Genomic DNA, 12,899 nt, shown 5'->3' on the forward strand with positions numbered 1-12,899 from the left:
CCGTCACGGATCCGGCCCTCGGCCGTTCACGTTGAGGCTACCCACCTGCCTGCCGGTTATTTGGCGGTCAGGCTCACTGTGGCGGAAGCCCTTGAATTGCCAAAGATATCCGCGACGACCACGCGGTAGCTGTGGTTCGTCCCGGGCGGGACGGAATCCACGTATTCCAGCATCGGCCGGTACCAGAACCGGGATGACGCCGCTAGGGTTTTGATGAGCACCCCGTCCCGATACAGCTTGTAAGTAAGCCGGGAGTTGTCACGGTCCCAGTTGGATTGCCAGCGGACTTTGACCTTGCCGGCCGACGTCGACGTCAACTCCGGGTTCGTCGCCGTCGACGACGACCTCGGTCCTTCCTTGTTGGGCGCTATGGTGCTGACGGCAAAGCGTGCCAGGCCCTGCTGTCCCCGTTGATTGACGTTTCTGAACTCGCCGCCCATCACGATGTAGTTATTGTTTCCGGTGACGGCCCACGGGCCCTGGTTCTGGCCAGTGGCCGTGCCGGTGTCCATGTCCGGGTACCAGACGAGCAGCGTCGGAATGGGCTCGCCCACAAAACTGGGCAGCCTGGTGCTTGTCCTGGTCATGGTGCCCGTCGCTGCCTTGCTGTAAGCCAGTGCCCGGTGCCATGCCTTGGGGGTTACCTCCGGGAACCCGTTGATCTTCGAGCAGTCGTGAGAGTGGCCTGCCTTGTAGACCGCCGTGTTGTTGCCGAAGATGCTATACGAGTCGCCGCGGCAGTCGTCGATCCATTTGATGTCCAGGTCGGACCAGTTGGCGGCGAATGAACCCTCCAGGTTACCGGTCCCGCCTTTGGATATGCTGATGTAGGCCGTCCCGTACCAGCTGGTGCCATCGCTGGACAGGGACGTGATGGCCGCGTCACGACCGGCATTGCGCACAACACTGTTGACCGGCGCGGGCAGGCTTTTCCCGCTGACGGCGTCCACGGCGCCCAGGCCGAAGCCGGGTTCACTGCTGCCGTTCAGGGTGGTGAATGAACCTCCGGCCACCAACTTTGTCCGGTCCGGTGACAGGACCAGCGCGTTGACGCTTCCCCCCGCGGCCACCGGTTTCCACGGCAGCAGGCCCCCGTCGGTCGCGCGGACCGCCGCAAGCTTGGACCGTCCGGTGGATCCTACGGCACTGAACGATCCGCCGAGGTAGACGACGTCGTTCGTCGCGGAAATCGCTTTGACTGTCGCTGACATTGCCGGTGCCCAGCCGGGAATGACTGCGCCAGTCTTCGGATTGAGGGCGACCGCACGCTTCACCGCGGTGCCATTAACGTTGGTGAAGTCCCCTCCGACATAGAGCCGCTTGCCGTCTGGGGAGCGTGTAACGGCCAGGGCCTGTGCGTTGAGGGAGGCCGCGAAGCCGGTGACCAGCTGTCCGGTGCTGAGGCTGAAGGCCACGATGTTCTTCCGAGGCGTCGTCTGCGAGCCGGGCGCCGCGCCGGGGGGCCGGGCCGTAGCGAATTTGCCGACCGCATAAACGGTGTCTCCGATGATGGTCTGCTGCCAGACGACGCCGTCGATTTGTGCCGTCGGCAAGGAGTCCGCCGTGACGGTGACGGGACTTGCAGGATCAGACGGGTCGGCCGGGGCGGAGTCCGCAGATGCCGCGGGCGCAGTGGCTATCGCTGTGGCGGCCGCGAGCATCACGCTGAGTCCCAGGGCCGGCCACTGGCCTCCGCGCCCGGCAGCCGGTCCGGAATGGTCCGGCAGAATCCAACGGCGCGGGGTCTTACGGCGGCGATGCCCCCGCAGGAACCGGAGTGTCAACGGCATCATAGTCTTCCTTTCCGCACTGCTGCTCTTTTAAGGTGTATCCCTGCCATTCCGGTGACCCTGGCTCCGCTCAATCCGGTGTCACTTCGAAGTCGTCAAAGCGTGCCAGCACCGGGTCGTTGCTCGCGGATCCCGAAAGATAGGACAGCATCCCCACGGTTCCCGCGGATTGCAGGCCGGCGGTGTTGTCGGTGACGCTCAGGTCCCAACTGGCGGGCTCGGGAGTGCCCTGCAGCCATGTCCGTGCGCGGACGGTCGTGGGCGCAATGCCCGTGACTTCGACTCTTAGGTTCAACCTTTGGCCGGCTGTCAGCGTGATGCCGGGCGAGGATTGAGCGAGCGTCGTCTCAGACGTTCCCGAGTGCCGGGTCAGGCGCAGCGCGATGGAACCGGTCGCCGAAACCTTCACTTTGCCCCGGTACTCTGCGATCCCAATCCTCCGGCCGCTCAACCCGAGATATGTGCCGCCACCGTTGCCGATCTTGTCGAGCGATACCGTCACGAGGCTGTTGCTGCTGGTGCTCGAGACTGCCGGCAGGAACGTCGCCGGCCCTTGCCCGGGGGTCAGTCTCATGACACCCTGTCCGCCCGTGACGAAATAAACCGTTGGAGAGCCGTCCACGGACCACTCCCCGCCGGCGTCCGCCGCCCCCCAGCCGGAGGTTTGCGTGCGGGCGAAGGCATCCTGCGCAAGGATGGTCCCGTTCCCGGCCGCGACGGTCACACTGCGCGATGAGGTTGCTGTGGCGCCGGCGTTGTCCGTCACCGTGAGCGTGATCGTGTAGCCGCCGCCAGCCGCATAGTTGTGCGACGCCGTGGCTCCGGTGCCGGTCCCGCCGTCGCCGAAGTCCCAGGCGTGACTGCTGATCGTGCCGTCCGAATCCGTCGAAGCCGACGCATCCACCGCAACGGCCAGCCCGTTGACTGAACTGGTGAACGACGCCGACGGCGGCACGTTGTTCGAGCCGGCTATGGTGATGCTCCGGCTGTCGCCTGCAACGCTGTTTCCCAGCGGGTCTTTTACGGCGATGCGGTAGCTGTGCTGGCCTAATGCAAGTCCAGCGTCCTCGTAGCTCAGGGATGGCCGCTGCCAAAAGGTGGACTGCGAGGACACGGCGTAGACCGGGTCCGGCGCTGAATCCCGGAACACGCTGTAGGTGAGGTTTGAATTGTCCCGGTCCCAGTTGGACTGCCACTGGACGCGGATCCGCCCGGAGCCGGGGCTTGAAAGGGTCGGAACGAACTCGCTCCCCGAGACGCGCGGTCCCTGCAGATTCGGCGCCAAATCCGTGCGGGCGAATCGTGCCAGGCCCTGCTGCGGCTGCTGATTGATGTTGCGGAACTCCCCTACCATCACGACGTAGTCGTTGTTGCCGGTCACCGCCCAGGGGCCCTGGCTTTGGCCGCTTGCCGAGCCGTTGTCCACCTCCGGGAACCAGTTCAGAAGCGACGGTGCGGGTTGCCCGGGAAATGAGGGGTAGCCCTGGGTGTCTTCGGTCAGTGTTCCCGTTGCTGCCTTGCTGAAGGCCACGGCCCGATGCCAGGCGCGCGGTGTCACCTCGGGAAAGCCGCCCAGATTCTGGCAATAGTGCGGATGCCCGGCGACGTAGACGGCTGTTTCATTGGCAAACACCCCGTAGGAGTCACCGTGGCAATCCTCGACCCAAGTGATCCGGCCGTCGGACCATTTGGCGGAAAAGGCGCCCTCCAGGTTGCCACCTGTGCCATAAATGTAGCCGGTGCCGTAGAAATTAGTCCCGTCGGAGGCCAGCGACAGCACAGCGGAGTCCCTGCCGCCGTCACGGACAACATCATTGGCCTGCAACGGCAGGTTGGCGCCGGTGACTGCATTGACCATCCCCAGCCCGTAGCCGGGTCGGTTTGAGCCGTTCAGGGTGGTGAAGGCCCCGCCCGCAACAACTTTCGTTCCGTCCGGGGACACGGTCAGGGCATTCACTTTACCGTTGCCTGCGACCGGGTTCCACGGCAGCAAGGCACCGTCGGCTGCGTTGACGGCGGCGAGTCGGGGCCGTGAGACCGAACCCACTGCGTTAAAGGTCCCGCCCATCCATACGGTGTTGCCGTGCGCGGCAATTCCCCGGACGCCGGCGGCCATCTTCGGCGCGAAAGAGTCGATCAGGTTTCCCGTCACGGCGTCCAGCGCAGCGACCCGCCAGCGCTGGACGCCGTTGACGGAAGTGAAGTCGCCGCCGACGTAGATCCTCGAGCCGTCCGGGGAAGGCGCGATTGACAACGCCTGGGCATTCAGGACAGGGGCAAAGCCTGGAATCAGTTGTCCGGTGGTGAGGTTAAAAGCGAGGATGTTGGACCGGGCGACCTGCTGGGTCCCGGGCGCGGCGCCGAACGGCCGGGCGTTATTGAATCGTCCGGCCACATAAACAGTGTTTCCGATGACGGTGGTCTGCCACGCCACCCCGTCATGCTGGGCGGTGGGCAGGCTGTCCGCCGTGACCGTGACAGGCGTTTTTGGATCATTGGGGTCCACTGGGGCTGAGTCCGCGGAGCTCGCGGGCGCCCCGGTGAGAGCCAGGGCAACGGCCAGCAGCAGCGCGATCGCCGTTGCCGCGACGTTGCCAGCCACGCGCCCAGCACGGACGGGCGCCCCTGGGCCCCGGCCCGGGTCACGCCGGCCCTGCCCGGGTTTTTTGGCTGACGAAACGCTGGCCCTTGGTGTGACAATTGCCCGCCGGGACATGGCCTCACCATCCTCGTCTGCGTGGATCCACATTTCAGCCGCCGCCCCTCAGTTGAGCCGGACTTCAACATCGTCAAAGCGTGCCCGTACAGGTGCGTTGGCGGCACTGCTCCACAGGTAGGACATCAGCCCGACGGAGCCTGGGGCCTGGAGCGAGGCTGTGGCATCACCCGCGCTGAGCAGCCAGTTGGCCGGCTCACTGGCACCGACGCGCCAGACTTTCGCTTGGAGCGTCGTGGGCGAGGATCCGGTCACGGTCATGCGCAGACGGAGCTGGTCCGCCGCGGCCACGGTCAGACCGGGAACGGCGACAGACTGCAGCGTGACCTCCGATCCCCCTGCAACCCTCGTGAGGTAGAGGCTGGCGCTTCCGGTGGCGGAAACCTTTAGCTTGGTGCGGTATTCGTCCGCGCCCACTTTCCGTCCGACAATGCCGAGGAACATCCCGCCGCCGCTGGCTATCTTGTCTGCCGAGACCGTGGCCTGGACATCAGCGCCCGGAGTCGAGATCCCGGCAAGGTAGGCGAGCCGTGAAACTCCGGGGCTGCCCATGACCATGGAGCCGCGGTCCTCTCCCACTGTGTAGTTGCCGGCCGAGCCGTTGACCGTCCAAGCGCCTCCCGGATCGGTTGTCCCCCAGCCCGAGGTTGTGGTCCGGCCAAAGGTGTCGGCGGCGAGCGGGGTCCCCGCTGGCGGCGCCGTCACAGTGACCGGCTTCTTGATGGACGTGGCGGCACCGTCGCTGTCCAGTACCGTCAGGGTGACTTGATACGTGCCGGCTTTGAGATAGCTGTGCGACGCAGTAATTCCGGTGCCCGTGGCAGCATCCCCGAAGTCCCAGGAGTATGTGCTGATCGTCCCGTCGGGGTCGCTGGATGCTGCGGCGTCGAAAGCTGCCGTGAGGTTGGTGACTGCCACCGTGAAACCGGCCGACGGCGGCCGGTTCGGTTGAACGGTCACCGGGGAGGACGTTCTGCTGACGGCGCCGATATTGTCCGTGACCGTCAGGGTGACCTGGTAGGTGCCGCTGCTGGCGTAGCTGTGGTCCGCGGTTCGCCCTGTCGCCGTTGCCGCGTCGCCGAAGTCCCAGGCATACGAGGCGATGGTCCCGTCCGGGTCGCTGGATGTCGATGCGTCCACGGAGACCTTGAGCTTGCTGGTGCTGGAGGCGAACGCGGCGACGGGCGGCTGGTTGCCTGGCGGTGCCGTTGCCGTAACTGTGCGCGTTGTGCTTGCCGAGCGTCCGTCGCCGTCCAGCACCGTCAGGCGGACCATGTAGGAACCTGGCGCTGCATAGGTGTGCTGGGCTGTTACACCGGTTCCCGTGCTGCCGTCGCCGAACGCCCAATTATAGGAGGCGATGGGACCGTTCGGGTCCGAGGAGCCGGAGGCGTCGGCGCTGAGCGTGAGGTAGGTGATCGATGAGGCGAAGGCGGCCGTCGGCGGCGTCGACGCGACGTTCAGGGTCCGGCCTGAGGCACGGTAGTGGGACTGCACCTGTTGCAGTCCCAGGGCTGCCGGGTAGAGCGCCACCTCATCAATGTCTCCCTGCAGGTTGTCGCTTGTGGGGTCGCTGGGCCAGCCGGCCAGTAGGCCCGATCCGATCCGCCAGTATCCGTCAAACACCCTGCCGGTGGTTACGTCCGTGCGGAAGGCTACTCGCGCCCCGTCAATGTAGAGGAACATGCCGCCGGTTCCGAGCGTGGCCACAATGTGGTGCCATTGGCCATCGTTGAACCCTGTTGCGCTGTTGACGGTTCGGATCGCGCCGTTCCACGTGCCGAAATAGATCCGCCCTGCGTCATCCATGTAGACATTGCGGTCCGTCACCTTGGACGTGCCGGCGGCTACGTTGCCGAATCCGATGATATTGCCTCCCTTGGTGGTGCCGGTTCTCACCCAGGCCTCTGCGGTGAAAACGTCCGGGGCTCGGAGGATCCCGTTGTTTACGGCGACGCTGTTGACCGTGCCGTCGAAGGTTCCGGCGCCCGGACCCTCGCCGATGACGGCCCCGTCCATGCGGAGTCCGGCGCCCGGGGCTGCGCCCAGGTCCTCCGCCCCCGCGGAGTCGACGAGCGTTGATCCGGGGCCGTCGCTAAACCGCCAGAAGTTGCCCGGGCCGTCGGCAAGAATGGCGGCCGCGTACCCGCTGGCAGGAGTCGCTTCGGAGGCCGTGATGTTCACGGTGTCAGAGCGCACCTCATTGCCGAGCGGGTCCGTGACGAAGACCCGGTAGCGGTAGCTCTGCCCCGGCACCAGGCCGGAGTCGAGGTAACTCATGCCCGGCCGCTTCCAGAAAGTACTGTCCTGGGTGACGGTATAGACCGGGGAGGCGGTGACGCCATCCCGGATGACGCGGTAGGTGAGCCTGACATTGTCCTGGTCGTGGTTCGCCTGCCAGCGGACCCGGACGGTTCCGGCCGCGGGTGACGTCAGGGTGGGGTTGATGCGGGCGCCGCTAAGTACCGGACCGCGCTTGTTGGGCGCGTTGTCGCGGACTGTGAACCGGACAAGCCCTTGCTGACGGATTCCGTTCACGGTGGTAAATTCGCCGCCCATCACCACGTACTGGTTGTTGCCAGTCACCGCCCAGGGCCCCTGGTTCTGGCCGGTGTACGTGCCCGTGTTCAGGGTGGGGAACCAGTTAAGCAGGGACGGAGACGGCAGCCCGGCCCAGTTGGGGTATCCCAGCGGGTCCCGGATGATGGTGCCGGTGGCCGCTTTGCTGAAAGCGAGGCCGCGCTGGAACCCCCACGGCTCGGTCTGCGGAAAGCCACCGATGTTGCCGCAGTAGTGCGGGTGCCCCACCTTGTAGATGGCGTTGTCCGCCACGTAGACGCCGTAGCTGTCCCCATGGCAGTCTTCCAGCCACCGGATGGCGCCGCCGTTCCACCCGGCGGCGACGGTCCCTTCCAGGTTGCCTCCGGTGCCGAAGACGTAGCCGGTCGCGTATACGTTCTCGGCATCGCTGGCCAGACTGGTGATGCTGGCGTGGAGGCCGCCGTTGCGGACCCTGTTGTTGGCGGCCCAAGGCTGCAGGCCGCCGGTCACGGTGTCCACTGCGGCCAGCCCGTAGCCGGGGTCCGACGAGCCGTTAAGGGTGGTGAACGCTCCCCCGATGACCATCCGACTCCCGTCAGGCGACAGTGCGAGCGCATTCACCCGGCCACCCACCGCCGAGGGCGCCCACCCGGTGAGGGCACCGGTTGAAGCCTGCACCGCGGCGAGCCGGTTTCGCGCGACCGAACCCACCGCGGTGAACAGGCCACCAAGGTACACGGTGCCGGCCGTGGGGACGATCGCCCGGACGGCGGCGGCGGCCTTGGGCAGGAAGGAAGTGATGACCGCGCCTGTGACGGGATTGAGGGCGGCCACGCGCCAGACCGTGGTGCCGTTGACGGAGGTGAAGTCGCCGCCGACATAGATCCTGGACCCGTCGGGGGCTGCCGCGATACTGAAAGCCTGGGCGTTCAGGACTGGAGCAAACGGGAGCAGGTCGCCGGTAGTGAGGTTGTACGCCAGGATGTTGCGGCGGACCACAGTGTTGCTGCCGGCCGGTGCGCCGGCAGGACGCGCCGTACCGAAGCTTCCGGCGACATAAACCGTGTTGCCGACGATGACCTGCTGCCACACCACACCGTCAATCTGCACGGTCGGCAGCCCGTCTGCGGTCACAGTGGCCGGGTCGGCGGAGCTGGCCGGCACCGGCGGGGCGCTATCGGCACCCGCCGGGGTGATCCCGGCCATCCCCATCGTCACTGCCACCGCCGCTGCCGTAGCGCCGGCCAGTAACTTCTTCAGCAGCCGGCGCCCTGCCGGGCGGCGGTCCGATGACGGCAGTGATGTTGGCATGCTCATTCCTGTCCTGGGTCCGGCATTGAGGGGTTGTGTGGCGCTTACGGGTTCTTGACGACGAAGTTGTCGAAACGCAGTGCCACCGGCACGTTGGTCGCCGAACCGGACAGGTACCCGATCAGGGCCCGGGCTGCCGGCGGTCTGCAGTGCCGCGGTTGAGTCGGCAACCGTCAGGTTCCAGTCAACAGGCTCCGTCCCGGAGGCCCGCCAGACTTTGCCGCTAAGGGTCGTCGGTGCCGCCCCGTCGAGTTTGAGCCTAATGACGATGGGGTCATTGGTGCCCATGGTCAGCCCGGCAATATTGATCGGACCGGCCAGCGTGGTCTGAGCATCGTTGATGACCTTCGTCAGGTACAGCGACACCGCTCCGTTGCTCGCGATCTTGACCTTGGCCCGATAGTCGTTGTTGTCCGCCCGGCGGCCGACCAGGGAGACGTACATGCCGCCGCCGTTGGCGATCTTGTCCGCGGAGACGGTCACGCTTCCGTCGAATGGGGCCGTCGACATTGAGGTGAGGTAGGCGGTGCGGCTGGCTCCCCCCACCCCGAGTGTTACCGCTCCGGTTCCGTTGTTGACCGCGAAGTTGGAGTTCCCTCCCGAGACCGTCCAGGCCCCACCGGTGTCCGCCGCGCCGAAACCGTTCGCCAAGGTCCGTCCGAAGGCGTCTGCAGCGAGGACGGCGTTGGCCGGCGGAGCTGTCACGGTCACAGTTGCGGTGGCGGTGCCCTTGCCGCCGTTGTTATCCGTCACCGTCAGGGTGACGGCGTAGCTGCCGGCGGCGGCGTAAGTGTGCGATGCCGTCGACCCCGTGCCCGTTGACCCGTCCCCGAAAGTCCAGGCATAGCCGGTGATGGTTCCGTCGGTGTCCGTCGAGCCCGAAGCGTCGAAGGCGGCCGCCAGTCCGGAGACCGTTTTGGTGAATGCGGCCTTCGGGACAACGTTCGCCGGCGGCGCCGTCACCGATACGGCACGAACCACACTGTTGGTGTTGCCGGTGTTGTCCGTGACCGTCAGTTTGACGTTGTAGGTCCCGGCCGCCGCGTACTTGTGCTGAGCCGTGACGCCGGTGCCTGAACTGCCGTCACCGAAGTCCCAGCTGTAGGCCGCGATCGGACCATTGGCGTCGGAGGACGTGGTGCCGTCCACGGATGCGGTGAGTCCTGCCGTTGTCGAGGTAAAGGCCGCTACCGGCGGGGCCGGCGCCGCGTTGACGGTCCGGCCGGAGGCGACGTAGTGGGCCTGAACCCGGGAGAGCGGCAACACCGCCGGGTAGACGGCGACTTCGTCGATCTGGCCGGCCAGATAACGGCTCGTGGGTTGGCTCGGCCAACTGTTCAGGTTGTCTCCGCCGATCCGCCAATACCCGTCGAACGCCCAGGCCGCGGTGGTGTCGGTCCGTCCCGCCACCTGGGTGGCGTCGACGAAGAGCTGCATGCCGTTCGGTCCCAGGGTCGCGACGACGTGATGCCATTGGTTGTCGTTAAAGCTCTTCGTTGTGTTGACCGTGATCCGGGACCCGGTGCTTCCCTGCGGGCGGACTCCGAAGAAGATACGTCCGGAATTGTCCATGTAGACGTTTCTGTCGTAGTCGGCAGAGACGCCCGTCTGTGAGTTGCCATAGCCGACGATCTCCCCGCCGGCCTTGGTGCCGGTACGGATCCAGGCCTCGGTGCTGAAGACCTGCGGACGTTCAGTCAGGGTCGGGCTGGCGGCGACGCCGTTGGTGCCGCCGTTGAACGTGGCGGCAGTATTGGACTCTCCTGACAGCGCCCCTGCTGCGCCGAAGCTGACGCCGGGGCGGACGAGGAGGTCGTCTTTGCCGGAGAGGTCCACTCCGGTGCCTCCGCCGGTCTCACCCAGCCGCCAGTAGTTGCCCGGCTTGTCCGCCAGAACCTGCTGGGCATAGTTCCCCGGCGGCGTGACCGAACCCGCTGCGGCGATCGTGACTGTGTCGCTGCGTGCTTCGTTGCCGAACGCATCCTTGACGAAAATCCGGTAGCCGTAGCTCTGTCCCGGGGTCAGCCCGGTGTCCAGGAAGGTCATGCCCGGACGCTTCCAGAACGTGGACGCCTGTTTCACTGTCGCGAGCACGGCGCCATTGCGGCGGATCTCGTAGGTCAGGTTCTCATTGTCCTGGTCCCAATTGGCCTGCCAGCGCACCCGCACGGTACCGGCGGCCGGGGTGGACAGGGTGGGGTTGAAGTTTTGCCCCGTCACCCGCGGACCGCGCTTGTTCGGGGACAGTCCGGTACGGGGAAAACGGGTGAGCCCCTGCTGGGGCTGGTTGTTGATGATGGTGAATTCACCGGCCATCACGACGTAGTCCGCGTTGCCGGTGACCGTCCACGGCCCCTGGTCCTGGCCCGTGAAGCTTCCGGCGTTAAGGATCGGGTACCAGTTGAGCAGCGACGGCGCTGGGTTGCCCTCGAAGTTGGTGTAGCCGTGATTTTCCTTCGTGACGACGCCCGTGGCGGCTTTGCTGAACGCGATGCCCCGGTTGAACTGCCAGGGCTGGGTCTGCGGGAAGCCGCCGACGTTGCCGCAGAAGTGCGCGTGGCCGGCCACGTAGACGGCGTCCCCAAGCGGAACGATCGAGTAGGTGTCGCCATGGCAGTCCTCCAGCCACGTGACGGAATCATCTGACCATTTGACCGAGAACATCCCTTCTAGGGTGCTGCTGCGGCCATAGGTGTACCCGGCACCGTAGACGTGGGTGCCGTCGCTGGCGAGGGTCGTGATGGAACCCGTGGTGCCGCCGTTACGCACGATGCTGTTAACCGGGAACGGCAGGACCTTGCCCTGGGCTGTGTCCAGCTTGGCGATGCCGTAGCCGGGGTTGCTGGATCCGTTCATCGAGGTGAAGGCTCCGCCCACGACGATGCTGGCACCGTTCGGGGACAGCACCAGGGCGTTGACCCTGCCCCCCACTGCGGAGGGGTTCCACGGCAGCAGGGAACCGTCAGAGGCCTTGAGCGCGGCGAGCCGGTCCCGGGTGACAGAGCCGACGGCGTTGAAGAGTCCGCCCATGTAGACGGTGGTGTCGGTGGCGATAATCGTTCGGACGGAGGCAGACATCCGGGGCAGGAAACTCATGATGAGGTCACCGTTGGTGGGGTTCAGCGCCACCGCCCGCCAGACGGTGGCGCCGTTGTAGGCGGTGAAAGAACCTCCGACGTAAAGCCGGGAGCCGTCCGGTGAGACCGCCAGTGCCGTGACTTCGGCATTGAAGCTGGGAGTGAAGGTGTTGAGCAGCTCGCCGGTCGTGAGGTTGTACGCCAGGATGTTGTTCCGGGTTACGGTGCCGGTGCCGGGTGCGGCGCCGGCGGGCCGCGCCTCCGTGAAGTCGCCGCCGACGAACACCGTGTTGCCGAGGATCACCTGGGTCCAGGCCACACCATTGATCTGGGCGGTCGGCAGGCCGTCCGCGGAGACCGTGGCAGGGGTGGCCGGATTGGCGGGATCAGCGGGGGCCGTGTCGGCGGAGGCAGGCAGCGCGCTGGTCAGTCCCAGCGACAAGGCCATGGCCGCGGCGAGCACCACCGCCAGCAATTTCTTTGTGGCCGTCAATCCGGCGTACGTCGGCGCCGGTCCCGTAGACCGGCCACCTTCGCTCCGAGCGCTCCCCAGCATTGCGTTCCTCAGCATTATCGTCCCCTTTGGTTCAGTTGAAGACCGGCCGTGGTAGCGCTGAGCGCAGCCACGTCCTGGGCCGTGTAGAGGCCTCGGATCCAGTGATCGTTGCGGTTTTCTCCTACATTGGTTTTCATAAGCGCCTGGCCTTGACTGCCCGGAATGATCGGGAAGTGGCGGGGCGCAGACCGTACCTGCCGCACCGGAATACCCGCACGCAGCGCCACCCAGTGCAGCCAAATGTCGTCGGCGCCGGGGCAGGCGCTCAGGAATCCGTCACCACGCCGCCGCAGCTCATCGAGCATCGCCGGCGGGTAAATCACCCCGGACACTCCGGGGGCGAAGTTGGTGGGCCGCACGGCAGTGTCCTTCGCCCGCGGCCAGGTGCCGTACTCGGCGACAGCGCCGTCAGAGATCCCCATGACGCTGACCCAATGGCCGCTGATGGCATCGGGGTGCCGTCGGCTGGCGTCCAGCAGCAGTGCCAGCCAATTTCGCGGGTAGATAATGTCGTCGTCGGCGGTGACAAGCCGCGCTGTGTGCCCCTCCACTGACTGCACAAACGGGAAGTACTTGGTGTGCGGACCGTAATTCGAGGTGAGCTTAACTTCCAGGCCTCGACGTTCCAGCCTGGCCAGCGACTCCGGACGCGCCTCGAACAACTCCCGGGAATCCAGCCACAGAATAAGCCGGCGCGGCTTCACCGTCCCACGGCCGATCGATTCGATGGCCACGGCCACCGAATGGATCCGGTCCCCATAGCTGGTCAGCGACACGACGACGTCGGCTGTTCCCGTGACCGCGTCGCGGGCGACACCATTCCGCAAGCGCAGATAGGCCAGGGCACCACCGGCCCCGCCGCCTTTTGAGTGTCTTCCGGACTTTGCGGACGGTCATCCGGACAAGCC

The 12,899-nt window shown here is 66.1% G+C and carries 4 protein-coding genes; all 4 read right to left on the reverse strand.

Going from position 1 to position 12,899, the window contains the following annotated elements; translation table 11 throughout:
* Positions 1 to 56: 56 nt before the first annotated feature.
* The 4 genes from KY499_RS06600 to KY499_RS06615 all read right to left on the reverse strand — a co-directional run bounded on the left by KY499_RS06600 (position 57) and on the right by KY499_RS06615 (position 12,818).
* Entirely contained in the window at positions 57 to 1,790 is a 1,734-nt protein-coding gene (locus KY499_RS06600; protein WP_219886576.1) for a hypothetical protein, read from the reverse strand.
* 70 nt (positions 1,791 to 1,860) lie between these two features.
* The gene (locus KY499_RS06605) at positions 1,861 to 4,392 is read right to left on the reverse strand and encodes a PKD domain-containing protein (RefSeq protein ID WP_219886577.1); all 2,532 of its coding nucleotides are present in this window, start codon (positions 4,390 to 4,392) and stop codon (positions 1,861 to 1,863) included.
* 162 nt (positions 4,393 to 4,554) lie between these two features.
* Complete coding sequence (locus KY499_RS06610; protein WP_219886578.1) at positions 4,555 to 12,006, reverse strand: PKD domain-containing protein; 7,452 nt, start codon at positions 12,004 to 12,006, stop codon at positions 4,555 to 4,557.
* On the reverse strand, positions 12,006 to 12,818 hold the full coding sequence (locus tag KY499_RS06615; RefSeq protein ID WP_219886579.1) for a hypothetical protein: 813 nt from the start codon (positions 12,816 to 12,818) through the stop codon (positions 12,006 to 12,008). Before KY499_RS06615 ends, KY499_RS06610 begins: the two co-directional genes overlap by 1 nt.
* Positions 12,819 to 12,899: the final 81 nt, after the last annotated feature.

Origin of the sequence: Arthrobacter sp. PAMC25284, assembly GCF_019443425.1 — a bacterium.
Classification (GTDB): Bacteria; Actinomycetota; Actinomycetes; order Actinomycetales; family Micrococcaceae; genus Arthrobacter; species Arthrobacter oryzae_A.